This is a genomic window from Streptomyces sp. NPDC093085, assembly GCF_040683935.1.
Taxonomy (GTDB): Bacteria; Actinomycetota; Actinomycetes; order Streptomycetales; family Streptomycetaceae; genus Streptomyces.
Genome location: NZ_JBFBFB010000004.1, coordinates 499,124 through 525,118, shown reverse-complemented (window position 1 = coordinate 525,118; position 25,995 = coordinate 499,124). Strand labels below are relative to the sequence as shown.

The 25,995-nt window shown below is 71.7% G+C and carries 19 protein-coding genes and 1 pseudogene; 14 read left to right on the top strand and 6 right to left on the bottom strand.

Annotated features, from left to right (window positions below; all coding sequences use genetic code 11):
• Positions 1 to 196 precede the first annotated feature (196 nt).
• The 3 genes and pseudogenes from AB0O07_RS16005 to AB0O07_RS15995 all read left to right on the top strand — a co-directional run bounded on the left by AB0O07_RS16005 (position 197) and on the right by AB0O07_RS15995 (position 2,734).
• Positions 197 to 1,390 carry an SAVED domain-containing protein gene (locus AB0O07_RS16005; protein WP_365632685.1) on the top strand — a complete coding sequence of 398 codons (1,194 nt, stop codon included), beginning with the start codon at positions 197 to 199 and terminating at the stop codon, positions 1,388 to 1,390.
• Positions 1,387 to 1,797 (top strand): annotated as a pseudogene (locus AB0O07_RS16000) (cyclic GMP-AMP synthase DncV-like nucleotidyltransferase); the annotation flags it as partial. The gene AB0O07_RS16005 and the pseudogene AB0O07_RS16000, both read left to right, overlap by 4 nt.
• A 73-nt stretch (positions 1,798 to 1,870) precedes the next feature.
• Positions 1,871 to 2,734 carry a hypothetical protein gene (locus AB0O07_RS15995; protein ID WP_365632682.1) on the top strand — a complete coding sequence of 288 codons (864 nt, stop codon included), beginning with the start codon at positions 1,871 to 1,873 and terminating at the stop codon, positions 2,732 to 2,734.
• Positions 2,735 to 2,960: 226 nt separating this feature from the next.
• On the opposite strand, the gene AB0O07_RS15990 is transcribed toward AB0O07_RS15995, so the two are convergent.
• Positions 2,961 to 3,527, bottom strand: a complete 567-nt coding sequence (locus tag AB0O07_RS15990) for a Uma2 family endonuclease (protein WP_365632679.1) — start codon at positions 3,525 to 3,527, stop codon at positions 2,961 to 2,963.
• Between the two features lie 231 nt (positions 3,528 to 3,758).
• On the opposite strand from AB0O07_RS15990, the gene AB0O07_RS15985 reads away from it, so the two are divergent.
• The 10 genes from AB0O07_RS15985 to AB0O07_RS15940 all read left to right on the top strand — a co-directional run bounded on the left by AB0O07_RS15985 (position 3,759) and on the right by AB0O07_RS15940 (position 19,023).
• Entirely contained in the window at positions 3,759 to 5,849 is a 2,091-nt protein-coding gene (locus tag AB0O07_RS15985; RefSeq protein ID WP_365632676.1) for a thioredoxin domain-containing protein, read from the top strand.
• Between the two features lie 279 nt (positions 5,850 to 6,128).
• A complete protein-coding gene (locus AB0O07_RS15980) occupies positions 6,129 to 7,373 on the top strand; it encodes a glycosyltransferase (RefSeq protein WP_365633111.1) in 1,245 nt (414 codons plus the stop codon).
• A 218-nt stretch (positions 7,374 to 7,591) separates the two neighbouring features.
• Entirely contained in the window at positions 7,592 to 9,304 is a 1,713-nt protein-coding gene (locus AB0O07_RS15975) for a phospholipid carrier-dependent glycosyltransferase (RefSeq protein WP_365633108.1), read from the top strand.
• Complete coding sequence (locus AB0O07_RS15970; protein ID WP_365632673.1) at positions 9,301 to 10,830, top strand: glycosyltransferase family 2 protein; 1,530 nt, start codon at positions 9,301 to 9,303, stop codon at positions 10,828 to 10,830. Before AB0O07_RS15975 ends, AB0O07_RS15970 begins: the two co-directional genes overlap by 4 nt.
• 242 nt (positions 10,831 to 11,072) lie before the next feature.
• Complete coding sequence (locus AB0O07_RS15965) at positions 11,073 to 13,577, top strand: galactose oxidase early set domain-containing protein (protein ID WP_365633105.1); 2,505 nt, start codon at positions 11,073 to 11,075, stop codon at positions 13,575 to 13,577.
• A gap of 126 nt (positions 13,578 to 13,703) precedes the next feature.
• Positions 13,704 to 14,486 carry a cupin domain-containing protein gene (locus AB0O07_RS15960; RefSeq protein WP_365632669.1) on the top strand — a complete coding sequence of 261 codons (783 nt, stop codon included), beginning with the start codon at positions 13,704 to 13,706 and terminating at the stop codon, positions 14,484 to 14,486.
• Entirely contained in the window at positions 14,483 to 15,514 is a 1,032-nt protein-coding gene (locus AB0O07_RS15955) for a hypothetical protein (RefSeq protein ID WP_365632666.1), read from the top strand. The genes AB0O07_RS15960 and AB0O07_RS15955 overlap by 4 nt, the downstream gene beginning before the upstream one ends.
• Entirely contained in the window at positions 15,511 to 16,533 is a 1,023-nt protein-coding gene (locus AB0O07_RS15950; protein ID WP_365632662.1) for a hypothetical protein, read from the top strand. Before AB0O07_RS15955 ends, AB0O07_RS15950 begins: the two co-directional genes overlap by 4 nt.
• Positions 16,530 to 17,084 carry a hypothetical protein gene (locus AB0O07_RS15945; protein WP_365632659.1) on the top strand — a complete coding sequence of 185 codons (555 nt, stop codon included), beginning with the start codon at positions 16,530 to 16,532 and terminating at the stop codon, positions 17,082 to 17,084. Before AB0O07_RS15950 ends, AB0O07_RS15945 begins: the two co-directional genes overlap by 4 nt.
• Before the next feature lie 118 nt (positions 17,085 to 17,202).
• Positions 17,203 to 19,023, top strand: coding sequence for an asparagine synthase C-terminal domain-containing protein (locus tag AB0O07_RS15940; RefSeq protein WP_365632656.1), 1,821 nt, complete (start codon positions 17,203 to 17,205; stop codon positions 19,021 to 19,023).
• Positions 19,024 to 19,129: 106 nt separating this feature from the next.
• On the opposite strand, the gene AB0O07_RS15935 is transcribed toward AB0O07_RS15940, so the two are convergent.
• Positions 19,130 to 19,753, bottom strand: coding sequence for a TetR family transcriptional regulator (locus AB0O07_RS15935; RefSeq protein WP_365632653.1), 624 nt, complete (start codon positions 19,751 to 19,753; stop codon positions 19,130 to 19,132).
• Positions 19,754 to 19,834: 81 nt separating this feature from the next.
• Positions 19,835 to 20,602, bottom strand: a complete 768-nt coding sequence (locus AB0O07_RS15930; RefSeq protein WP_365632650.1) for a hemolysin III family protein — start codon at positions 20,600 to 20,602, stop codon at positions 19,835 to 19,837.
• A gap of 290 nt (positions 20,603 to 20,892) precedes the next feature.
• Here AB0O07_RS15930 and AB0O07_RS15925 point away from each other — a divergent pair, with 290 nt between their 5' ends.
• A complete protein-coding gene (locus AB0O07_RS15925; RefSeq protein WP_365632647.1) occupies positions 20,893 to 22,803 on the top strand; it encodes a phosphoenolpyruvate carboxykinase (GTP) in 1,911 nt (636 codons plus the stop codon).
• Positions 22,804 to 22,893: 90 nt separating this feature from the next.
• Here the strand turns inward: AB0O07_RS15925 and AB0O07_RS15920 are convergent, their stop codons facing one another.
• The 3 genes from AB0O07_RS15920 to AB0O07_RS15910 form a co-directional block, all read right to left on the bottom strand.
• Positions 22,894 to 23,334, bottom strand: a complete 441-nt coding sequence (locus tag AB0O07_RS15920) for a hypothetical protein (RefSeq protein ID WP_365632644.1) — start codon at positions 23,332 to 23,334, stop codon at positions 22,894 to 22,896.
• A gap of 148 nt (positions 23,335 to 23,482) precedes the next feature.
• Positions 23,483 to 24,694, bottom strand: coding sequence for a pyridoxal phosphate-dependent aminotransferase (locus AB0O07_RS15915; RefSeq protein ID WP_365632641.1), 1,212 nt, complete (start codon positions 24,692 to 24,694; stop codon positions 23,483 to 23,485).
• A gap of 306 nt (positions 24,695 to 25,000) precedes the next feature.
• A complete protein-coding gene (locus tag AB0O07_RS15910) occupies positions 25,001 to 25,723 on the bottom strand; it encodes a polysaccharide deacetylase family protein (protein WP_365633102.1) in 723 nt (240 codons plus the stop codon).
• Between the last annotated feature and the right edge of the window lie 272 nt (positions 25,724 to 25,995).

The window sequence follows — 25,995 nt, the reverse complement described above, 5'->3', positions numbered from 1 at the left end:
TCAGCGGTCTCACCCGGATGGCCCGCGACTGGTCCGGCCGCCGCAACGTGAGCCCCGGTCCAGTAGCACGAGGTAGGCCCTGCCTGGACTCGTGGCACGCGAGGTCGCGCGTGAGTGTCAGAGCAGGGGCGTACCGTTTTCTCACGGGGCAAGATTCCCTGCCCCTGCAAGCGACTTGGCAGCCTGCGAGGTTCAGTTGGCGACGAAGAAGAGCGGCTATAAGCGCAAGGCGCTGCCCTGGAAGGTCAAGCTGGAAGTGTGGGTCCGCTGTGGAGGTCGCTGTGCGATCTGCAACCGCTACCTCCTCGACGGAGTGCTGGCCCATCGGCCCATCCGCCTCGGCGAGCTCGCGCACATCGTCGGCCAGCAGAACACGGTGGGCTCCCCTCGGGGTCAGAATGACCTTCCCGAACGTGATACCGCGGACAACGTGATGCTGGTCTGTGCCGACGAGATCGACGCCCCAGAGAACCTGGACGTCTTCACCGTCGAGAAGCTGCTCGCGCTCAAGCACGCCCACGAAGACCGGATCAAGCACGTCACTGGCATCGCACCAGACCGTACGACCACCGTGCTGCGGATGATTGGTCAGGTTCGGGGGCAGCAAGTCGAACTGACCCGCCAGACGGCCTCGTCCGCCGTGCTCATCTCGGGCGATCGTGTCCCCCTCTTCCTGGAGTCCTACTCCCGCCATGGAATTGAGATCGAGCTCCGCCATGTACTCGGCGAAGCCACGATCGACCTCCGCGACGTCCCCGGGGAGAACGGGACCAACGGCGAGTACTACAGCCAGGCGAAGGCCGTGATCGACAACGTGGTCGACAACAAGCTCAACGAGGGCATCTCCCGCGACCAGGTGGCCCATCTCAGCGTTTTCGGATTCGCCCGCATCCCGCTCCTCGTCTACCTGGGATCGCGTCTGGATGACACGGTGCCCACCGATATCTACCAGCGCCACCGCCACGATGAGACCTGGACATGGAGCGAGGACGGACCGGTCGTCGCCTTCGCGACACACCTCGACCTGGACGTGCCGCCCGCTGAAGAAGCCGTCCTGGTGCTCAACATCTCCGGCACCATCCAGCCTGGGGAACTGCCCCTTCGGCTGGCAGGGCTGCGGCGCTACCGGATCAGTTCGGCGGACGCGGCGGCTGCCCCGGACATCATGCGCCACCGCGACAGCCTCGCCCGCTTTCAAGAGAACCTTCGTGCCCTGTTCGCCGACACCGAGGCGAACGCGAGGGCCATCCGCCGCCTGCACATCCTGCCCGCTGTGCCGTTGTCCGCCGCAGTGAGTCTGGGCCGTGTCCACGACCGGCAGGTTCACCCCAGCCTGACGATCTACGACCGCACCGACGGCGGCTACCGCCCCGCGCTGGAGATCAAGTGAAACTGAACGGGCACTTCGACACCCTGCTCAAGGGGACGGTCAACCTCAACCAGACCAGGCTGGATCATCTGGACACCCGGGTGACGGCCGTCTTGAACTTCCTGACCAGCGACTCGGTCATCGGCCCGCTGATCCTCGGCACCACCAGACAGGGCTCCTGGGCCCATCGCACCATCATCAAGCCAGTGGCCGGCAAGAACGACGAGTTCGACGCCGACTTCCTGCTCAACCTGACCGTCGTCGAGGCATGGGCAACGACGCCGTCGGAGTACCTGAACATCCTGTTCGCCGCGCTCAAGCGCAGCAGCACTTACAAGTCGATGGTGGTGAAGAAAAACCGCTGCGTGCGGATCAATTACGCGGGCGACTGCCACGTCGACATCGTCCCCCACCTCATCCTGTCCGACGGTCGGCAGGTGATCGTCAACTCGGAGGTAGAGGAGTTCGAGGAGACCAACCCGGAAGGGCTACACCGCGTGGATGAAGGAGAAGGACTCGCTGACCGGCGGCAACCTGCGCAAGGTGATTCGCCTGGTGAAGTACCTGCGGGACTCCAAGGACACCTTCAGTATCCCCTCCGTGATCCTGACCGCTTTGCTGGGCGAACGGGTCCAGGTCTACGACACGAGCAACCGGTACAGCGGGGTGCCCACCACTCTGGTCCACCTCATCGAGGACCTCGCCGCGTGGCTGGCCCTCAACCCGCTAATGCGCGTGATCGCCGACCCGAGCTGCCCGCAGACCAGCTTCAACCACCGCTGGGACCAGGACCGGTACGCCAACTTCGCCAAGCACATTCAGTCGTATGCGACCCGGATGCGTACGGCCCTGGACGAGCAGGACAAGGACAAGAGCGTCAAGCTCTGGCAGCAACTCTTCGGTGACGGGTTCAGAGCACCGGCCACGACGGCAGCGGCCTCCCTCGCCAAGGCCGGGCAGATGGCCTCGGCGGAAGGGGTCACCCGGGCGCCGTCGGAGAGGTTCATCGAGGAGATGGGTGTGCAGTGGGCGGGTGGACGCTGGGCCCGGATCGAAGCCCGTGTCGCGAACCCCATCGGCACCGGGTCCGCGGACCTGCGCCGTACCGGCTTCGCCCCCGTCGGCCGGGACATCTACTTCACGGTGAGCACCGACGCCCCGCAGCCGCAAGACATCTGGTGGAAGGTCCGCAACCACGGACCGGACGCCGAGAATGCCCACGGTCTACGTGGTCAGATCACGCCGGGGCGCGGACCACGGATCCATGAGCGCACTAGGTATCGGGGTCGGCATTACGTGGAGGTATGGATCGTCAAGGACGGCAAGGTCGTCGCCAGCGATCACCACGACGTAGTGATCCGCTGACGACGCCACGCCATCAGGGTGACGGGCATGAAGCGGGGGCGGCTCCCCACGCGGCTCGTCCCCGGCGAGAACATACAGGTCGGCCCCTGGTTGAAGCTCTGCATCCGGACCGCCTACGACGGGTCTGGGCCGAGCTGCGGGTCGATGCCCAGAGGCCCCCGGTTGCGGACATGTCTTCGCCCACAGGACGTCGGAGGCGCCGAGGGCGTGGGCGATTCCTCCTTGCTCACAGGGCCCCAAGCTCGACCGTGACAGGGAAGGGCGCGGTGGCCTTCACGGTGCCGGTGAACACCTCGCCGTCCCGGTAGGCCGTGGTGGCTGGGTCGAGGACGTACGTATAAACGATCGGGACGCCGGTGGCAGCCTGCTCGACCCGCCAGTAGAAGGGGATGCCGGCCTTGGCGTACTGGTCCACCTTCACGACCCGGTCGGTTGTTTCCGACCCGGGCGATACGACCTCGACGACCAGGAGTACGTGCTCGGGGCGGGTGGGCGTGAGGTCGATGGTCTCCGCCCGGTAGACGATGACGTCCGGTCGGCGGTTGGTGAGCGGAACGTCCTGGAGGCGGACATCGAAGTCCGTGTCCGCGTTCCAGTCCGGGCCCGCAGCGGCGTCCAGGGCATTGGCCAGGAGCCGAGCCAGCCGGTTGTGCCGCTTGGAGGCGCTCGGGCTCACGACGACCATCCCGTCCACGATCTCGATGCCGGCGCACTGCTCCTCGGACCAGGAGTCGTACTGTTCCGCGCTGATCTGCGTGTGCATCCACGCGGGCGCCACCATCTCGGCGGACATGAAGTACCTCCTTCGAGGACGCGGTGCTGCACGACTCAGCGTACTGCCCGCTTCCAGTCGGGCACCGGCTTCGGGGCGGGATAGAACCTCCAGCGTCCGCAGCGCGACCTGGGTGCAAAAGGGGCGATCCGCATTCACCACGTGATGGCGCATGAGTGCAAATCGGCCAAGTAGGGCGGGGCTTTGCGGGCCGAACCGGCAGGATCGTGTCGGCGTGAGAGGCTGGGCCGTATGAACCGGTTGGCTGGTGTGACCTCGCCTTATCTGCTTCAGCACGCTGACAATCCGGTCGACTGGTGGCCGTGGAGACCTGAGGCGTTCGAGGAAGCGAAACGGCGCGATGTGCCCGTTCTGCTGTCGGTCGGCTACTCCGCGTGTCACTGGTGTCATGTGATGGCGCGCGAGAGCTTTGAGGATGCCGCCACCGCTGCCTATATGAACGCCCACTTCGTCAGCGTCAAGGTCGACCGCGAGGAGCGGCCCGATGTGGATGCCGTCTATATGGAGGCCGTGCAGGCGGCCACGGGGCAGGGTGGGTGGCCTATGACGGTGTTTCTGGACGGGGACGGGGCGCCGTTCTACTTCGGTACGTATTTTCCGCCGGTGGCCCGGGGTGGTATGCCGTCGTTCACCCAGGTGCTCGAAGGGGTTGTGGCCGCCTGGGAGGGGCGGCGGGGTGAGGTGGCCGAGGTGGCCGGGCGGATTGTGGGGGAGTTGGCGGGGCGGTCGTTGGCGGGGGGCGGGGGCGGGGCTCCCGGGGAGGGGGAGTTGGGGCAGGCGTTGCTCGGGCTCGCCCGGGAGTACGACGCCACGCGGGGCGGGTTCGGGGCGGCGCCCAAGTTTCCGCCGTCCATGGTGGTGGAGTTTCTGCTGCGCCACCATGCCCGTACCGGTTCCGAGGGCGCGCTCCAGATGGCGACCGACACCTGCGAGGCGATGGCCCGGGGCGGGATCTACGACCAGCTCGGGGGCGGGTTCGCGCGGTATTCGGTGGACCGGGAATGGATTGTGCCCCATTTTGAGAAAATGCTTTATGACAACGCCCTTTTGTGTCGAGTCTATGCGCATGTCTGGCGGGCCACCGGATCGGATCTGGCGCGGCGGGTTGCTCTGGAGACCGCCGACTTCATGGTCCGTGAACTCCGGACCGCCGAGGGCGGGTTCGCCTCGGCGCTCGATGCCGACAGCGTGGCAGAGGGCGGGGGCCACGCCGAAGGGGCGTTTTATGTCTGGACTCCTGAGCGGTTGAGGGCGGTTCTGGGCGACGAGGACGGGGAGTTCGCCGCGCGGTATTACGGGGTGACGGCCGAAGGCACCTTTGAGGAGGGGGCCTCCGTCCTTCAGCTTCCGCTGGACGGCGGGGTGGTGGACGCGGGGCGCGTCGAGTCCGTACGGCAGCGGCTGTTCGCCGCCCGGGAGACGCGGGAGCGGCCGGGGCGTGACGACAAGGTCGTGGCCGCGTGGAACGGGCTCGCCATCGCCGCGCTGGCCGAGACCGGCGCCTACTTCGACCGGCCCGATCTGGTGGAACGGGCCACCGAGGCCGCTGACTTGCTCGTACGGGTCCACCTGGACGGGGTCGCGCGGCTCGCCCGTACCTCACGGGGCGGGCGGGGCGGGGGCAATGCGGGGGTGCTGGAGGACTACGGGGATGTCGCGGAGGGGTTCCTCGTCCTGGCCGGGGTCACCGGGGAAGGGGTCTGGCTGGAATTCGCCGGGCTGCTCCTGGACACCGTGCTCGACCGCTTCGTGGCGGAGGACGGCGCGCTGTACGACACGGCCGATGACGCCGAGCGGCTGATCCGGCGGCCGCAGGATCCCACCGACAATGCCACCCCTTCCGGGTGGACCGCTGCGGCCGGGGCGCTTCTTTCGTATGCCGCGCAGACCGGTTCCGAGCGCCACCGGGCGGCTGCCGAGAAGGCGTTGGGGGTGGTGACCGCCCTTGGGCCGCGCGTGCCGCGCTTCATGGGGTGGGGGCTCGCGGTCGCCGAGGCCGCTCTCGACGGGCCTCGGGAGATCGCCGTCGTGAAGGGAGGAGAAGGGGGCCTGGAGGGAGAAGGGGGCTCGGGGAGTGAGGGGGGTGTGGTTACTGGGTTGCATCGGGTCGCGCTGCTCGGTACCTCGCCCGGGGCTGTTGTCGCTGTCGGTGTGGCCGGTGGTGGGAGTGGCGTAGGTGGAGAGGTGGAGTTTCCGTTGCTTGCGGGGCGCGGCGCGCTCTCGGGGCGGGACACCGCGTACGTCTGCCGGCGTTTTGTCTGTGCCGCGCCTACGGCCGATCCCGATGTGCTCAAGGCCGAGTTGGGCGTTCTGAGGGAGTGACGGAGGCGGCGGGTGTCGCCGCCGTCGGGAATCGGACTGAAACGTCGAATTCACTCGATTGGCCTGCCTGTCGTCACGGGCTCCCCCTAAAGTCTTCACAGCACAGACATGACAGGTGCGTGTGGGGAGCCATGCGCACGGGGGGATGACGGGTGCGCCGGCGGTCTGGGGGGCCTTGCCGCGGTCGCCCGGGCCGAGGGGGGCCGTGTGTTCGCGTCCGTGTTCGTCGCTGCGTTCGTCGCTGTATTCATCGCTGCCGTTTCGCTGGCGCTCTTCGGCATGGCGGCCTTCACGCTGTGGTGGCAGATGCACGCCTGGCGTACGCCCGAAACGCTCGCCGCCACCAGATTCGACCCGCCCGACGGCGGCCGTGTCAGCCGGTTCTCGCTGCTCCTGCCCGCCCGCCACGAGCAGGCGGTCCTGGAGCACACCATCGAACGACTGCTGGAATCCAGCCACTCCAGCTTCGAGATCATTGTCATCGTCGGTCATGACGATCCCGAGACCGCGGCGGTCGCGGAACGCGCCGCCGCCCGCGATCCCGGCCGGGTCCGCGTCGTCGTCGACACCCACGCGGTGAAGAACAAACCCAAGGCGCTCAACACCGCCCTCCCGTACTGCGCGGGCGAGTTCGTCGGGGTCTTCGACGCCGAGGACCAGGTCCACCCCGAGCTGCTCACCCATGTCGACCACGCCTTCCGCTCGACCGGCGCCGATGTCGTACAGGGCGGGGTGCAGCTCATCAACTTCCATTCGAGCTGGTACAGCCTGCGCAACTGCCTGGAGTACTTCTTCTGGTTCCGCAGCCGGCTCCATCTCCACGCCCAGAAGGGGTTCATCCCGCTCGGCGGCAACACCGTCTTCGTACGGACGGACGTGCTCCGCGAGGCCGGCGGCTGGGACCAGAACTGTCTGGCCGAAGACTGTGACCTGGGCGTACGCCTCTCCAGTGCCGGCAAAAAGGTCGTCGTCGCCTACGACTCCGACATGGTCACCCGCGAGGAGACCCCCGGCTCGCTGATGTCGCTGCTCAAGCAGCGCACCCGCTGGAACCAGGGCTTCCTCCAGGTGTACCGGAAGGGCGACTGGCGCCAACTGCCCACCCCGGGGCAGCGGATGCTCGCCCGCTACACCCTGATGACCCCCTTCTTCCAGGCGTTCACCGGACTGGTCATCCCGTTCAACATCGCTGTCGCGCTCTTCCTCGACGTGCCGGTCGCGGTCGCCTTCCTGACCTTTCTGCCGCTGGTCACCGCCCTGGTCACATTCGTCTTCGAGGTCGTCGGACTCCATGACTTCGGGGCACAGTACGGGCTGCGGATCCGGCTGACGCACTATCTGAAGCTCGTCCTCGGCGGGCCCTTCTACCAGGTCATGCTGGCCGGCGCGGCGCTCCGCGCGGTCTGGCGGGACCGGCGCGGGCGCGACGACTGGGAGCTGACCAGCCATGTCGGCGCGCATCTCAGCCGCGGCGACCATCTCAGCCATGGCGCACGTCTCAGCCGAGAGGACGTTTCCGCGTGACCTCCATCCTTTCCTCGGGCGGGACGGATACGGGGGCGACGGATACGGGGGCGACGGCCGCAGGCGGAGGTGCGGAGGCCGGGCAGGCCGGGCAGGCCGGGCCGGGGGTGCTTGCAGCCTCCGCCGCCACCGCTCCCGGCACGCGGAGCGCCCCGCGCCGGAGACCCGGCGCCCCTGCGCTCCCGCCCGTCGTCCGCTTCCGCCGCTCCCGCTCCGACCTGGTCCTCTGCGGCGCCCTGCTCCTCGCGATCCTCCTCGTCCAGGGCTGGAACATCCAGCACTACCCCACCCTCAGCGACGACGAGGGCACCTATCTCGCCCAGGCATGGGCCCTCCAGGAGGGCAAGGGCCTCGCCCACTACACGTACTGGTACGACCATCCGCCGCTCGGCTGGCTCCAGATCGCCTTTCTGACCTGGCTGCCCTCCCTCCTCGTCCCCGAGGCGATGACGGTCGCGCCGATGCGCGCCGCGATGCTGCCGGTCTCCGCCGCCAGTGCGGTCTTCCTGTACGTACTGGCCCGGCGGCTCCGGCTGCCGCGCTGGGCCGCCGGGCTCGCGACGGCGCTCTTCGGGCTCTCCCCGCTCGCCGTGGTGCTCCAGCGGGAGATCTTCCTCGACAACATCGCCGTGATGTGGATCCTGCTGGCGTTCTGCCTCGCGGCCTCGCCCCACCGCCACCTCTGGCACCATTTCGCGGCCGGGCTCGCCGCCGCCGTCGGCGTGCTCACGAAAGAGACGATGCTGGTGGTGCTGCCCGCGCTGCTGGTGACCATGTGGCGCCACAGCCACCGTGACACCCGTAAGTTCGCGGTCACCGGAGCCGTCACCGCCTGTGCGCTCACCGGGCTCTCGTATCCGCTCTTCGCCCTGCTCAAAGGCGAGTTGCTGCCCGGCGGCGGTCATGTCTCGCTCTGGGACGGCATCACGTACCAGATGAGCAGGCCCGGCTCAGGCTTCGTCCTGGACCCGGGCAGCGGCTCGTACGCCGTACTCCAGTCCTGGCTCTATTACGACCGGATCCTGCCGCTGGGCGGGATCGCCGGGGCCCTTCTGCTGCTGGCCACCCTGCCCTGGTCGGTGACGGCCCGGGCGCTCGCCGGGCCGGCTCTCGCGGTCGCGCTCCTCACCGCCGTCGCGCTGCGGCCGTCCGGCTATCTGCCCGCGATGTACGTCATCCAGGGGCTGCCGTTCCTCGCGCTGGTCCTGGCGGGCGGCGCGGCGAGCGTCACCCACGCCGTCCTGCGCAAGGGGCGGCGGCGGAGGGGGAGGGGCACGGGCGAGAAGGACACGGGCGAGAAGGGGGCGGGGGTCCGGGAAGGGCGCGTGATCACGGGGGTGCGCTGGAGCGCGCTGGGGGCGCTCGCGGCGACCGCCGCCGTACTCGTACTGCCGCGTTGGTACGACGGGGACCGCACCGCCCTCACCGCCGACGCCAACGCCCCGTACCGGGCGGCGGCCTCCTGGATGGCGCGGGAGGTGCCCGACCGGGCAGGGGCCCGGGTGCTGGTGGACGACGCGCTCTGGCTGGACCTGGTGCACGCGGGGTACGAACCGGGGCTGGGCGCCATCTGGTTCTACAAGGCGGACCTCGACCCGGCGGTGACCAAAACACTGGTGGGCGGCTGGCGCGCGCTGGATTACGTCGTCGCCTCCCCGACCGTACGGCGTGACGCGCCCGACCTGCCGACCGTACGGGACGCACTGGGCCACTCGGAGCCGGTGGCCGTCTTCGGCACGGGGGAGGACCGGATCGAGATCCGCCGGGTCGTGGGGAACGGCCGGGACACGGGTGGTGTGGCCGAGCGGGACACGGGTGGTGTGGCCGGGCGGGACACGGGTGGTGTGGCCGGGCGGGATACGGGGGGCGTGGTGGGCCGAGACGTGAGTGATGTGGTTGACGGGGTGCGTGGGGGAGGTGGTGCGCGATGAGTTTCCGTTCTCATGGCCCTGACCCGGAGGGTGAACCCGGTGGTGCGGAGGGGGAGTCCCGTACGGGACCGGAGGAGCACCGTACGGGACCGGAGGAGCACCGTACGGGACCGGACGAGATCCGTACGGAGCTGGAGGAGAACCGTGCGGAGTTGGAGGAGACCTGTGCGGAGCTGGAGGAGACCCGCGCGGTGCTCGAAGCGGGGGCCGTCGCCGAGCCCGGTGCCGTCACCGTCGTCATCCCGACCTTCAACGAGGCCGACAACATAAGGGAGTTGCTGCGTCAGCTCACCGACGCCGTCCCCGCCAGGATCCCCTGCGAGGTCCTCTTCGTCGACGACTCGACCGACGACACCCCCGCCGTCATCGCCTCCGCCGCCCAGGACTGCCCCTTCCCCGTCGGTGTCATCCACCGCGACACGCCCGAGGGCGGGCTCGGCGGCGCCGTGGTCGAAGGGCTCAGAGCGGCCGGTTCCGAGTGGATCGTCGTCATGGACGCCGACCTCCAGCACCCGCCCGCGCTCGTCCCCGCTCTCGTCGCCGCCGGAGAACACGGCGGGGCCGATCTCGTCGTCGCCAGCCGTTACCTGCCGGGCGGCAGCCGCGCCGGGCTCGCCGGCGGCTACCGCGTCGCCGTCTCGCGCGCCGCGACCTGGCTCACCAAAGCGCTCTTCCCGCGCCGGCTGCGCGGTATCACGGACCCGATGAGCGGATTCTTCGCCGTCCGCCGCTCCGCCGTCGCCGGCACCGTCACCGCCGCCGCGCTGCGTCCGCTCGGCTACAAGATCCTGCTGGAGCTCACCGTGCGGTGCCGGCCCGAGCACCCGGCCGAGGTCCCGTTCGTCTTCCGGGACCGTTTCGCGGGCGCGTCCAAGTCGACGGCCAGGGAAGGGCTGCGCTTCCTCTGCCACCTCGTGGAGCTGCGCACGGCCTCGCCGTTCGCCCGGATGGCCGCCTTCGGGGCGATCGGGCTGAGCGGCTTCGTCCCCAATCTGCTGGCGCTGTACGGGCTGACGGGGGCCGGGATGCACTACCTGCCGGCGGAGGTGGTGGCCAATCAGCTCGGGGTGGCGTGGAACTTCCTCCTGATCGAGGCGCTGCTCTTCCGGGGCCGGCGAGCGCACCGGCACTGGGCGGACCGGGCCGGCCGCTTCGCGCTGCTGGCCAACGCCGATCTGCTGCTGCGGATCCCGCTGATCGCGCTCTTCGTCACGTACCTCGGGGCAGGGGTGATGACGGCGACGGTGTGCGCGCTGCTCGCGACCTTCGTGGTGCGGTTCGTGGGGACGGAGGCGCTCGTCTACCTGCCGAAGCGGAGGCGGGAACGGAGGGTGCGGAGGGAGTGGAGGGAGCCGAGGGCGCGGGGTGGTGGGGTCCGGCGGTGGTCGCGGGCCGGGGGCACCTCGGGCGCCGCTCCTGGGGCTGCCCCGGGCGCGCGTACGGCCGTCGGCGCGGGGGCCCCGGCCGTCCCGTCGCCCTCGGCGGACGGGCCGGGGCGGGACCGGGAGAGCGGGGTGGGGCGGTGAACGCGCGTCGCTGGGCGAGTCCGTTCCGTACGGTACGTGCGGTCCGTATGGCGCGTGCCGCACGTACGGTACGTACCGTACGTGTCATACATGCCGTACATGCCGTACGTGCCGCACGCGCCGTGAGACAGGGCCGTACGCCCCGCACCTCACCCCGCACCTCACCCCGCACCTCACCCCGCACCTCACCCCGTACCTCCCCCCGCACCGCCCTCCTCGCCGTCGTCGCGCTCACCGCCGGGCTGCTCCTCGGCGTCCCGCACCCCGCTCTGGCCGGTGCCAACCTCGTCAAGAACCCCGGGTTCGAGACGCCCGGCTCCGGCGGGGACGGGGAGTTGCCGTACTGCTGGTCGGCGTCCGGGTGGGGCGACAACGACTTCTCGTTCACCACCGTCACCGGCGCCGACGCCCACTCCGGCTCGGCCGCGCTCAAGGTCGAGCTGACCCGCCGCGTCGACGGCGACCGCAAGGCGCTCATCACGGAGTCCGCCGCCTGCGCGCCCGCCGTGGAGCAGGACCGGCAGTACGACCTCTCCGTCTGGTACAAGTCGACCACCCCCGACGTCGCCATCACCCTCTTCCGGCATGTCACCACCACCGGCGATGGCGACGGTGGTGGCGATGGCGACGGCGGCGGCTGGCAGTACTGGACCGACCTCAAGACGCTCGACCTCAGCCCGGACTACCGGCTCGCCGAGGTCCGTACGCCCGTCGTCCCGCCCGGCACCGACCGCATCACCTGGGGCGTCTCCGTCAACGGCACCGGCAGCGTCACCACCGACGACTACGCCATGGCGGAGGTGGACGCGCCGCCCGCCGACCCCGGCTGCACGGCCACGCCGCAGCAGTGCGCCGACGGGGTGTGGGAGGTCCTGCCGACCGAGAACCCGGTGCGCTCCATGCACTCCGTCGTCCTCAACAACGGGAAGGTGCTGCTGATCGCGGGGTCCGGCAACGACCCCGACATGTTCGCGGCGGGCACCTTCACGTCGGCGGTCTACGACCCGCGCGACGGCTCGTACCGGACGATCCCCACCCCCGACGACATGTTCTGCTCCGGCCATGTCCAGCTCGCCGACGGCCGCGTGCTGGTCATGAGCGGCAACAAGGGCTATCCGTCGGCGGACGGCACGGTCGGCTACCAGGGGTACAAGGCGTCGTACGTCTTCGACCCGGCGACCGAGACGTACAGCAGGACGAACGACATGAACGACGGCCACTGGTACCCGTCCGCCACCCTCATGGGCAACGGCGACGTGATGTCCTTCGGCGGGCTCCGCGAGGACTCCAGCGGCTCGGTGACCGCCGAGCGGTGGTCGGCGCGGGAGGAGAAGTGGCTCCCGCTGGGGCAGGTCAACCAGACCTGGTCGTACTGGGGCCTCTACCCGTCCATGATCCTGATGCAGGACGGCCGGCTCTTCTACTCCGGCAGCCATGTCTTCGGCAACGGCACCCCGGGCACCGGCTCCTCGATCTACGACTACGACGCCAACACCGTGACCGAGGTGCCGGGTCTCCAGAACAAGGACGAGCGCGACCAGTCCGCGAGCGTGCTGCTGCCGCCCGCCCAGGACCAGCGGGTGCTGACGATCGGCGGCGGCAACATCGACACCAACCCGGAGGCCGGCCGCCTCACCGACCTCATCGACCTCAAGGCCCCCGACCCCCGCTACACGGCGGGCCCGCCGCTCCCGCAGGGCACGGTCGACCTCGGGGACGGGCCGCGGCCGCAGACCGGGGCGCAGGGCAAGATGTACGGGTCGGCGGTGCTGCTGCCGGACGGGAAGGTGCTGGAGACGGGCGGCGCCCTGCACAACCGGGCCGACCCGGTCTACGAGACGTCGCTCTTCGACCCGGTGACGGAGACGTTCACCCCGGTGGCGGCCGACCCGGAGGCGCGCGGCTACCACTCGTCGGCGTTCCTGCTGCCGGACGGCCGCGTCATGACGACGGGCGACAACCCCGGCAACGGCACCTGGAACCACCATGTCTCGCTCTACACCCCGCCCTACCTGCTGCGGGGCGAGCGGCCCCGGATCACCTCGCTGGACGGGGCGGAGTGGGGGTACGGGGAGACGCGGCGCATCACCGTCGACCGCCCGGTCGCGAAGGCGGAACTGATCCGTCCGGCGGCGGTGACCCACTCGTCCGACCCCAACCAGCGCTTTGTCGACCTGCCGCTCTCGGTGGGCGCCGAGGACCCGGGCTCGGACGACCCGGGCGCCGACGACCCGGGCTCCGGCGCCCCGGTCATCGTCGACTTGAACGTCACGAGCAACCCCCATCTGGCGCCGCCGGGGTGGTACATGCTCTTCGCGGTGGACGCGAACGGGGTTCCCTCGGTGGCCGAGTGGGTGCGGCTCGGGGGGCCGCAGGCGGCGGCCGGGGCGGCGGCGGAGCCGGCCCATGTGCACGACTTCGCCGGGGAGTTGTCGGGCGCCGCCGAACCGCCCCGGCGGCGGCGGGCGTCGGCGCCGGTCGGCCCGCAGGTCGCGGGGTGCGACCGGCACTACGGGGCGGCGGACGTCTGCGTACCGACGGTCTTTCCGGAGACGGCTGTTCCGGGGGCGGCTGTTCCGGGGGCGGGCGGCGGGGCCACCGCCGCCGCGACGACCCGGGCCCGCTGCGCCTGGCTCGCCGCCCATGGGTACGGGCGGCTGGAGGTCAACGGGCGGGGCGACACGGACGACCCGCTGCGCCTCGACCCGGACGGGAACGGAGTGGCCTGCGACGGAGAGTCCGGATAAGCCGTCCGGCCTGGGCGTTCACCCGGACTTGGCCGCGATGTCGGACCCCCGCCCTATCATCGGTCCTGGGTGTTCCCGATCACGGCTCTACGCTGCGATCGTGGTCGGCTGCGCAAGGGGGCGTTGATGTTCGACGGGGGATCCGGTACGGGGGACGGCGGGCCCGGAAGGTCCGGCGGGCCCGGGGTGCGGGGCATGGCGCGGATCGCGCGGGAGCTGCCGTACGGGGTCGAGGTGTTCCACCTCAGGCCGGACGGGCGGGTGCACTTCGCGGACCGGGAGGGCGCCAGGGAGCTGGGGCCGAGCGAGGAGTTCCTGCGGTTCATCGACGACGGGCAGTTCGCCCACTATCTGGTCGGGGACGCGCGCACCTCGCCGGAGCGGCCGTCCAACGCGACGTACAAACTCGGCGTCGTCGGGCCGCGCAGCGCCTTCACCCCGCATGCCCACGGCGGGGAGCACATCGTGCTCAGCCTCGGGCACGCCTCGTGCGGGCTGTACGACCCGGCGCGGCGCCGGGTCTCCGAAGTGCGGCTCTTTCCCGGCGCGATGATCCGGATCCCCGAGATGATGCCGCACTCCTTCGCCAACCGGGGGGCCGGGCCGCTCACCATCCTCGCGGCCAACACCGGCTTCGGCATCGACCACGAGGATTACGCGATCACGGCGGACGAGGCCGAGCGGCGCACGGCCGGAGCCGGTTCCGGGTCCGGGAGCGACCAGGCTCCTGAGGCGGGTGGCGGTGTGCCGACGCTGCGTCAGGCCACCACCGACTACGCCGTTCTCGCCGCCGCGCTCCGCGACATCGAGCGTGCCCAGCGCGTCGGCGGCATCGGCGCGGTGAGCGCGCGCGAGCGGATCGCCGCCGGGCTGCGCAGGGCCGCCGCCGTATTGGAGGGGCCCCGGTGATCTGCCCCCACTGCGACGAGAACCTGCGTCAGCGCGAGCGCACCGGCCGTACCTGCTCGCGCTGCGGCCGGGAGTTCGTCCTCGACCCCAGGACCAACCCGCTGCGGCTCAGCGACGTACGGATCCAGCGCGTCGCCGCGAAGCTCACCGAGGCGGGCCGTACCCGCATCACCGTCGCCCAGCTCTGGTACGCCCTCAGCCGCAAGCAGCGCGGGGAGAAGGGCAACAAGGCCGGCGCCATCGGCTGTCTGGCGCTCGGGCTGCCGGTCGGCCTGACGCTGACGGTCACCGGGCTGGCCGCCGACGGGGTCGGGATCCTCGCCCTCTTCGGCTTCCTGATCCTCTTCTTCCTCCTCGTCTCCGTCCCCTCGATGCTCCGCGGCGGAGAGCGGGCCGTCGAGGCGTATCCGCTCAGCCGGTTCCGGGGCTCGGCCATGAACGAGTGGATCCGGGTCCACGGTTCGCTCCCGTCCGGCGTCATCGACGAGCGGACCATCGCGCACCCCGCCCAGCCCGCCTCGCCCACGGGGGTGCTGCTCTGCGGTGACGCGAGCATCGCCGCGTTCCTCGTGGCCAACGAGATACCCCGCAGGTTCGGTACGGCCGTCGTCACCCGCGCCCATCAGGTGGCGGCGGGGCCCCAGCCGGTGATCGTCCTGCACGACGCCGACGCGGCCGGCTGCCAACTGGCCGCGCGCACCCGCGTCGCGCTGCCCGGCCGCCGGGTCGTCGACGCCGGGCTGCCCCCGCGCGCCGTCATGAACGCGCCGGCCGGCGTGGCGGTCAAGGGCGGCTCGCCGGCGGCCGAGGCGGTCCAGCGGCTCCGGGCCGCGGGCACCCTCACCGAGGCCGAGGTGGGGTGGCTGGAGAAGGGGATGACGGGCCCGCTGGGCGCGGTGCCGCCGGGCAAGCTGCTCACCGTCGTCACGCGGGTGATCGAACGGGTCACCGGGGCACGGGACGCCGATGTGGCGGAGGCCGAGGCGGTCGGCTTCCTCACCTGGCCCACCGGAGAGGCCACACCATGACGGAGCCGAGGGACCCTTCGGGGACGTCGCTCTCCCGGGCCGTTGGCCTGGGAGTGGACGCGGTGCTCGACGCGGTGCTCGACCGGGCCCTGGGCGCCGCCGTCGAGCGTGCGGGCGCGCCCGGCCGGATCCGCTTCACCGAGCGTCAGCTCTACTACGAGACCTGCCGCGTCCTCCACCCGGCCCGCGCCCTCCCGCGCGGGGTGCCGCTCACGCCGGGCCCGCCCGTACCGTACGAGCGGTTCGCACGGGCGCTGGAGCGGCGGCGCACGGACCGGGCGGCGGTCCCGGGGCCCGCGATCCCGGGGCTGCTGCCGCCCCTGCCGCCGCCCGTACCGCCGGAGCGGCCCGATCCGCTGGAGCCCCGGCCGGGCGACCCGGCGCCCGCGGCGCCCGCCGAGCCGGATCTCCACGACTACGGGCTGCCCCGGCTGCTCGTCTGCCAGAGCCGCTCCGTGGCCCGCATGCTGCTGGCCAACGATGTCCATCTGGAGGCCGCCTGCCCGGTGTTCGCCGCCGCCGATCTGCCCCTCGACCCCCGGCTGACGGCCGGCCTCGGCCGGGCCGAGGGCGCCACCGTGCACGTCCTGCACGACGCCGGCGCCGAGGGCATCGCGCTCACCGCCCGGGTGCGCGCCACGCTGCGGGACGCGGTCCCCGGCGTACGGGTGACCTCGCTGGGTCTCGTGCCCCGGCACGCGGTGGCGCTGCGGCTGTTCTCCCGGCCGGGCGAGTCCCGGGGCGCCGACGGGCGGGCCGCCGACGGGCGGGCCGCGTCACCGCTCCCGGAGCTGCCCGCCGCGCTGGAGGCACGTGAGGTGGAGTGGCTGGCGCGGGGGAGGGCCGCCGAGGTGGAGGCCGTACCTCCGGCGCGGCTGCTCCGTACCGTACTGCGGCTGGTGCGCGGCCCGAGGACGCCCGGCCACTCCGTCCGGAGCGGGCTGCGTGAGCTGCGGACGACAGGATTCCTGACCTGGCCCGGGGATCCGGCCCGGCGACCCGAGGACACGAGACGATGACCAGGCCCCGCGAAATACCGTACCGGGACGAACTCCTCGCCGACGGGAGCGTCCACCGCACCTACGAGTCCGGCCGCCAGGAGTGGCGCCGGCGGGACGGCGCCACCCGCGTGCGCTGGCACGACAACGAGGGCGGCGCGGGCACCGACGAACTTCTCGGGCAGCGCATCGTCAAGCGCCGGCACGCGGACGGCACCGTGCGCTACGGCCGCGACATCGGCTACGGCCGTACGGTCTGGGGCCAGGGCGAGTCGGTCATGGTCAACCGGACCTCGTTCGGCGGCCGGATGGGCCTCGTCCTCGGCGGCCTCGGCCTCGCCGCCCTCACCGTCACCGCCGCGCACTTCCCGCCCGAGAGCCTCACCCCCCAAGAGGAGGAGCAGCTCCGGCAACAGCAGCAGGCGGCGAACCAGTCCACCTCCGGCGGTGCGGAGGGCGGCGGGGGCGGCGGTGACGGTGGCGGTGACGGCGGTGACGGCGGTGACTGGGACGCGGGAGACGGCTGGGGCTCCGACGGCGACGGTGGCTGGAGCGACGACGACTTCGGCTGACCTCCGGTGCGGGTGAACTCCGGTACGGCTGACTTCCGGTGTGGGTGACCTCCCGTTCGGCCGGTCTCCGGCGCGGGAGAGACCAGTGGGTGAAGAAGAGACGAGAGAAGGCGGTACCGTGGCGCGATTCTGTGCCTGCCTGGCGGCGACCCCCGACCGGGCGCGGTCGCACCTCGCGGCGATGGGCGCGGCCGTACGGTACGACGCGGCGGCGGCCGGGCCAGGACCCGGCGCCGCCCTGATCCACGACGAACCGGGCCACGCCACCGGCCCCTTCACCGCCTGCGGCCGTACCGCCGTCGGCGAGGTCACCCTGCACAACAGGGCCGAACTCGCCGCCGCGCTCGCCCGCGCCGGAGCCGCCGCCCCGCCCGACTGCCCGGACGGCGAGCTGCTGCTGCGCTGCTGGGCGCAGTTCGGGGCGCGCGGGATCCGGCTGGCGGAGGGCATGTTCGCGCTCGCCGTCCACGACGAGGGCGATCTCGTCCTCATCCGGGACCACCTCGGCGCCCGTACCCTCTTCTACGCCCGCGCCGACGACGCCTGGGCCGCCGCCACCTCGCTCCGCGCCCTGCGCCGCTGGCCCGCGCTCGGCACCGGGCTCGAACTCGCCGCCGTACGCTCCTTCCTCACCTTCGCCTACCTCCCCGGCGAGGAGACCCTGCTGCGCGGCGTACGGGAGGTCCTGCCCGGCCGCTGTCTCCGCCTCGCCGCCGACGGGACGGTCACCGAGGACCACTACTGGGAGCCCGAGGAGCGGATCGGGCTCGGCGTGCGCGAGTGGTACGAGGGCGGTGACGCGCCCGCCGAGGAGTACGCGCTGCGCCTGCGCGGCCTGCTGGAGGAGGCGACGGCGCGGCGGCTGCCGGCGGGGGAGGCCGTGGCCGTCCTGCTCTCCGGGGGCGTCGACAGCTCCCTCGTCACCGCCCTCGCCGCCAAGCTGCACACCCACCCCGTGCACACCTACTCGATCAGCTTCGGCGACGAACTCCCCAACGAACTCGGCTACTCGGGCCTGGTCGCCACCCACTGCGACACCCGCCACCGGGTGCTCAGCGTCACCGGCCGGGCCGTCGCCGCCCGGCTCGCGGAGGCCGCCGGGCTGCTCGACAGCCCCGTCGGGGACCCGCTGACCGTGCCCAACCTGATGCTCGCCGAGGCCGTGGCGGGCGACGGGCTGCGGGTCGCGCTCAACGGGGAGGGCGGCGACCCGGTCTTCGGCGGGCCGAAGAACCTCCCCATGCTGGTGTACGAGATACACCGGCGCGGGGGGTACGGCGGGTACGGGGAGGGCGCGGCCGAGGCCGAGGACGCCCGGGAGAACGCCTACCTGCGCTCGTACCGCAAGTGCTTCACCGACCTGCCCGACCTGCTCACCCCGGACGCGCTGGAGGTGCTGGAGACGCTGCCGCGCCCGGAGCGGTTCGTCACCCCGTATCTGCGGCCCCGGCCCCGGCCGGGACGGATGGACCACCTCCTCAACCAGCTCCTCCACTGCAATCTGCGCACCAAGGGCGCCCACCACATCCTCACCAAGGTGGAACGGCTCACCGCCTCCCAGGCCATCCAGGGCCGCTCGCCGCTCTTCGACCGGCGGGTGGTGGAGCAGGCGTTCGCGACGCCGCCCCGGTGGAAGCTCAACGGGACCGAGGAGAAGTGGGTCCTCAAGGAGGCGGTGCGCGACCTGCTGCCCGCCACGGTCGTGGACCGGCCCAAGAGCGGGATGCGCGTCCCGGTCCAGCAGTGGCTCGGCGGCCCGCTCCGCGAACTCGCCGGCGATCTGCTGCTGGGCAGGGAGGCCCGGGAGCGCGGACTGTTCCGGCCCGCCACGCTCCGCGCCTGGATGAAGGGGGACGGCGCCCTCCTGCCCCGCCAGGGCGGCAAACTCTGGCTCGTCCTCACGCTGGAGCTGTGGCTGCGGTCGTACGACGTGACGTGACGCCCCCCCACGCCCGGGGCGCCCGTACGGGCGCCCCCGCACCGTACGGGCCCCCGCACCGTACGGGCCCCCGCACCGTACGGGCAACGGGCACGGCACGGGCACGTCAGAGGCGCAGTCCGCCTTCGAGGGTGTCCAGGGCCCGGTGGGCCAGGGCCGTCGGGTCGCCCTCACAGCCGTGTTCGCCCCAGTAGAGGACGGCCTCGCCGAGCGTGTTGAGCACGGCGGCGACGGAGACCCGCAGGGCCAGGTCGTCGGGGTCCCGGCCGGTGCGCTCGGCGAGTACGGCGGCGAGGCGCTTCGCCAGGACCGATGTCGTCTCCGCCAGCCGCGCCCGGACGGCGGGGACCTCGGCCGAGAGCCGGGTCCGGGCCACCAGCGCCTCGTGCTCCCGGGCCGCCGCCGTCTCCAGCGCCTCCGTCAGTACGGCCCGGAGCGAGGCCAGCGGGGGTTCGCCGGCCGGGCGCGCCCGCAGGGCCGCCACGATCAACGGGTCGTACTCGTCGGTGAGGACGATCTCCTCCTTGGTCGGGAAGTACCGGAAGACCGTGGAGGGGGAGACCTCCGACGCCTCCGCGATCTGCTCGACCGTCGTCGCCTCGTACCCCTGCTCGGAGATGAGCCGGTAGGTGGCCCGGCGGATGGCTACGCGGGTCCTCAGCTTCTTGCGCTCGCGCAGGGTGAGCTGGGCGAGCTGCTCTTCCGGAGGGGAGTACGAGGTGGCGGCCATGGCGCTCATTGTCGTGTATCCGTCGCCTTCCGGGCCACGTCCGGGAGGCGACGCCCCGGGCGGAGCAGGCCTCCGGGAGGCTCAGGGGTGCTGGGCCGCCACCAGCGAAATGCCGACGAAGTGCACGACGAACGCGGCGAGCGTGAAGGAGTGGAAGACCTCGTGGAAGCCGAACCACCTCGGTGACGGGTTCGGCCGCTTCAGCCCGTAGACCACCCCGCCCGCGCTGTAGAGCACCCCGCCGACCACCACCAGGACCAGCACCGCGATCCCGCCCGCGCGCATGAACTCGGGGAGGAAGAAGACCGCCGCCCACCCCATGGCGATGTAGCAGGGCGTGTACAGCCAGCGCGGCGCGCCGACCCAGAAGACCCGGAAGGCGATGCCGGCGGCGGCCGCCGCCCATACCGCCCAGAGCAGGGTCCGGCCGGTCGAGTCGGGGAGCAGCAGCATCGTCAGCGGGGTGTACGTGCCCGCGATGATCAGGAAGATGTTCGCGTGGTCGAGCCGGCGCAGCACCGCCTCGCCGCGCGGCCCCCACTCGCCCCGGTGGTACACCGCGCTGACCCCGAAGAGCAGGCACGCCGTCAGAACGTAGATGGCGCAGGCGATCCGGGCGCGGGTGGAGCCGGTCAGGGCGATCAGGGCCACGCCGGCGACCAGGACGGCCGGGAACATGCCCGCATGCAGCCAGCCGCGCAGTTTCGGTTTGACCAGGGTCGACGAGTCCGGTGAGACCGACGCGGCCGGTGCGGACGGGGTTCCGGTCGTCGGCGTTCCCTCGGCCCGGGCCGGAATCTCTTCGGTCTGCGCGGGGTTCGCGTGCGGATCGGACGCGGCAGGAGTCATGGGCTCATGCTACCTACGGGTCCGTAAGTTACGCGCCAGTACCCGGCTTCCGCGCTGTTAATTCCGTCGCTGTCCGCCGCTTCCCCGCCGGTTTCCCGCCCGTTCCCCGCAGCTTGCCCGCGCTTTCCGTTCAGGAGTGGCGATGCTCACGTGTGAGGCCCTCTGGACATATGGGCGGACGAGTCCGATGATCAAATGAGTGCGATCGGCACCGGATGAGCGGCTACGAAGCGTCCGGGTCGTGGCCCCCAAGGGGCAGAACCCAAAAAATCCCTCACCAAGGAGCAATCGTGGCGCGCGACATCGCGGCTCCCAGCACCAGCGCAAGCACCGGCACCCCCGGCGGCGCGAGCACCACCGGCGACCCTCTCCCCACCCGTCACCAGGGGCTGATCTCCTGGGTGGACGAGATCGCCGCTCTCACCCAGCCGGACAGCGTGGTCTGGTGCGACGGGTCCGACAGCGAGTACGAGCGCCTGTGCGGGGAGCTCGTCGCCAAGGGCACGTTCAGGAAACTCGACCCGGCGAAGCGGCCGAACTCGTACTACGCCGCCTCCGACCCCTCCGACGTGGCGCGCGTCGAGGACCGTACGTTCATCTGCTCCGAGAAGGAGGAGGACGCCGGACCCACGAACCACTGGAAGGCCCCCGCCGAGATGCGGGAGATCTTCACCGGTGAGAACGGCGTCTTCCGGGGCTCGATGCGTGGCCGGACCCTCTATGTCGTCCCGTTCTGCATGGGCCCCCTCGGCTCGCCGCTCTCCGCGATCGGCGTCGAGCTCACCGACTCCGCGTACGTGGCCGCGTCCATGCGCACCATGACCCGCATGGGACAGCCCGTCCTCGACGAACTCGGCTCCGACGGCTTCTTCGTCAAGGCCGTCCACACCCTCGGCGCCCCGCTCGCCCCGGGCGAGGCCGATGTGCCCTGGCCGTGCAACTCCACCAAGTACATCTCGCACTTCCCGGAGGAGCGCGAGATCTGGTCGTACGGCTCCGGGTACGGCGGCAACGCGCTGCTCGGCAAGAAGTGCTACGCGCTCCGTATCGCCTCCGTCATGGCGCGCGACGAGGGGTGGCTCGCCGAGCACATGCTGATCCTCAAGCTCACCCCGCCGCAGGGCGAGGGCGCGGCGGAGGGCGCGGCGGAGCCGAAGTACGTCGCCGCCGCGTTCCCGTCCGCCTGCGGCAAGACCAACCTCGCCATGCTGGAGCCCACCATCCCCGGCTGGACCGTGGAGACCATCGGCGACGACATCGCCTGGATGCGGTTCGGCGAGGACGGCCGGCTCTACGCGATCAACCCCGAGGCGGGCTTCTTCGGCGTCGCGCCCGGCACCGGCGAGCACACCAACGCCAACGCCATGAAGACCATGTGGGGCAACTCGGTCTTCACCAACGTCGCCCTCACGGATGACGGCGACGTCTGGTGGGAGGGCATGACCGAGGAGCCGCCCGCGCACCTCACCGACTGGAAGGGCGCCGACTGGACCCCCGCGTCCGGCACGCCCGCCGCCCACCCCAACGCGCGCTTCACCGTCCCCGCCGGACAGTGCCCCATCATCGCGCCCGAGTGGGAGGACCCCCAGGGTGTCCCCATCTCGGCCATCCTCTTCGGCGGTCGCCGCGCCTCCGCCGTGCCGCTGGTCACCGAGTCCTTCGACTGGCAGCACGGCGTCTTCCTCGGAGCCAATGTCGCCTCCGAGAAGACGGCGGCCGCCGAGGGCAAGGTCGGCGAGCTGCGCCGCGACCCCTTCGCCATGCTGCCGTTCTGCGGCTACAACATGGGCGACTACATGGGGCACTGGGTCAAGGTCGGCCAGGACGCGGTGCGGCGTGAGGGCGGCGCCTCGGCGCTGCCGAAGATCTACTACGTCAACTGGTTCCGCAAGGACGAGAACGGCTCGTTCGTCTGGCCGGGCTTCGGCGAGAACAGCCGCGTCCTGAAGTGGATCGTCGAGCGCCTGGACGGGACGGCGGAGGGCGTCGAGACGCCGATCGGCATCCTCCCGACCAAGGAGTCCCTGGACACCGAGGGCCTGGAGCTGTCGGCGGACGAGCTGGACTTCCTGCTCTCGGTCGACAAGGAGGTCTGGCGCGAGGAGGCCGCGCTCGTACCCGGCCACCTCACCACCTTCGGCGACCACGCGCCGAAGGAGCTGTGGGACGAGTACCACGCGCTGGTCGAGCGCCTGGGCTGAGTCCCGGCCGGAACGGGGGTCCCGGAACGGGGCGGGGCGCGCTCGGTGGCGCCCGGTCCGCGTGCCCGCTCGGCGCGCGGACCGGGGCCGTCAGTGGGCGCCGACGAGTCGCTGGTCGGAGCGTTCGCCGGCGTCGGCCCCGCCCTCGCGGCCCTGGTCGGGCACGGACTCGGCCAGGGCCGCCGTGTGCGCGTCCATACGCTCCGCCGCGAGGATCGCGGCGGCCGTGTCGGCGCGCGAGGCGGCGACGACGAGGGCACGTCCCGCCAGCGCGAGGGCACGCCGGTGCAGGGCGGCGGGGTCGGCCCCGCTCAGCCCGGCGTGCCTGGCGGGCGGCGCCCCGCGCAACCGGCTCACCTGCGCGGCTATCGCCTCCGCCGCCGCGTCGAGCCCCAGCTCGTCGGTGACGGCGAGCAGCGCGGAAAGATGACCGGAGAGCTGGATCCTCAGCTCTTCCGCGCGGCTCCGGTGCGGAAAGTCGGCGTCGTCGGCCAGCGCGTGGACCGACTTCGTACGGATCGGCTCGTACATGGGACGGCCTCCTGGCACTCCTGGCATGGTCAGGAGACCATCCTACCTTGGAATCAGTCTAAAGTTGAGTGCGATCCGATGATCGGGTCGTCGCGGCCCGTCCGCTTCTCTCCTACGCGGTCGCTTCTCTCCTACGGTCGCTTCTCTCCTACGGCTGCGCGTAGCCGTCCAGGAAGGTCCCGATCCGCGTCACCGCGTCCCTCAGGTCCTGCGCGGCGGGGAGGGTGACGATACGGAAGTGGTCCGGCTCCGGCCAGTTGAACCCCGTACCGTGCACCACCATGATCTTCTCGGCCCGCAGCAGGTCCAGCACCATCTGCCGGTCGTCCTTGACCTTGAACACCTTCGGGTCCAGCCGGGGGAAGAGGTAGAGCGCCCCCTTCGGCTTCACGCAGGTCACCCCGGGGATCTGGGTGAGCAGGTCGTACGCCGCGTCCCGCTGCTCCAGGATCCGGCCGCCCGGCAGCACCAGCTCGTCGATCGACTGCCGGCCGTTGAGCGCGGTGGCCACGGCGTGCTGCGAGGGCATGTTCGCGCAGAGCCGCATGTTGGCGAGGATCGTCAGCCCCTCGATGTACGACGAGGCGTGCGCCTTGGGGCCGCAGACCGCCAGCCAGCCGGAGCGGAACCCGGCCACCCGGTAGTTCTTCGAGAGCCCGTTGAAGGTGAGCGTCAGCAGGTCGGGGGCGATGGCGGCGGTCGGGGTGTGGGTGGCGCCGTCGTACAGGATCCGGTCGTAGATCTCGTCCGAGCAGACGACCAGGTGGTGGCGGCGGGCCAGCTCGGTCAGCGAGCGGAGCACGGCGTCGTCGTATACGGCACCCGTCGGGTTGTTCGGGTTGATGATCACGATCGCCTTGGTGCGGTCGGTGATCTTCCGCTCGATGTCCGCGACATCCGGCATCCAGTCGGCCTGCTCGTCGCAGCGGTAGTGCACCGCCGTACCGCCCGCGAGCGAGACGGACGCCGTCCACAGCGGATAGTCCGGGGCCGGTACGAGGACCTCGTCGCCGTTGTCGAGCAGCGCCTGCATGGACATCTGGATCAGCTCGGAGACGCCGTTGCCGAGGTAGATGTCCTCGACGCCCAGGTCGATGCCCTTGGTCTGGTAGTGCTGCATCACCGCGCGCCGGGCGGAGAGCAGGCCCTTCGCGTCGCCGTAGCCGTGCGCGTCGCCCAGATTCCTGAGCATGTCCTCCAGGATCTCCGGCGGGCACTCGAAGCCGAAGGCGGCCGGGTTGCCGGTGTTGAGCTTGAGGATGCGGTGGCCCGCCGCCTCCAGCCGCATCGCCTCGTCGAGGACCGGACCCCGGATCTCGTAACAGACGTTGGCGAGCTTCGTCGACTGGATGACCTGCATGTCCGCCACCTTACGGCCGCGTAACCAACCCCGCGTGGTGTTCTTCCCCACGTTGGCCCGCGCGGGGCCCCTCCCGCACGTGCGTCCGCATGCGCATCGGAAGGGGCGCCGTGCGGAAGGGGTCCCGTGCGGGGAGGGGCGCCGTGCGGGAAGGCCCGGCCCGGCGTCCGGCCCGGTGTCCGGCCCGGCGTCCGGCCCGGTGTCCGGCCCGGCGTCCGGCCCGGTGTCCGGCCCGGCGTCCGGCCCGGTGTCCGGCCCCGGTGTCCGGCCCGGTGTCCGGCCCCGGTGTCCGGCCCGGTGTCCGGCTCAGCGCTCCGGGAAGCCGAAGCCGTAGCCCTGTCCGCGCAGCCAGGGCAGCAGCCGCTCCAGCGCCTCCGCCGTCTGCGAACGGTCGCCCCCGCCGTCGTGGAAAAGGATGGTCGGGCCGTTGCCCAGCTCGCTCTTGACGGTGCGGACGATGGTCCCGGCGCCCGGCAGCTCGAAGTCCTTCGAGTCCACGTTCCACCCCAGCGGCCGCATCCCCGCGCTCGCCGCGATCTGTCGGCTGTACGGCGTGAAGGCGCCCCCGGGGGCCCGGTAGTACAGCGGTTTCACCCCGCCCGACGCCCGCTCGATCTGGCGCGCCGCCGTCAGGATCTGGTCCTTCTGATAAGCACGCGACCGATGGTCCATTCCGGTGTCGTGGGCCACCGAGTGATCGCAGAGCCGGTGCCCCTCGGCCACCACCCGGCGCACCAGCTCGGGGTGGGCGGCGGCCTGCGGTCCGACCATGCAGAAGGTCGCCCGCGCCTTGTTCTCCCGGAGGATCGTGAGGATCCGGGGCGTCCAGACCGGGTCGGGGCCGTCGTCGATGGTGAGGTTGACCGCCTTGCCGCCGCCCTCCACCGCATGGGCGATGTCCATGCTGACCACGGGCGGGGGCAGGCTCGGGTCCGGCGACGAGGTCTGCCCGGGCGGGGCCGGGGGAGCGGGGGGCCTCGGCCCCGTCGGCGACGCCGGGTCCGTCCCGCCCGTCGGTGCCGGGGTCACGGGGTCACGGTCGCCCCGCTCCCCACGCTCCCCGTGGTCCCCCCGGCCGCCGGGCCGCCCGTCGCCGCCGGGCTCCGCCGGCCCGCCGTGCCGCCCCGGCTTCCCGTCGTCACCGCTCGCCCCGGCCCCGTCGCTCCCGCCGCCCCGGCCGCTCCCGCCGCCCTCGCCGCGCGGGCCGCTCCCGTCGTCCCCGCCCGCCCGGTCGTCCGCACCGGCCCGGGTCCCGGGCGTCTTCGCGCCGCCGCTCCCCTCCACCACCTGCTGCCCGCACC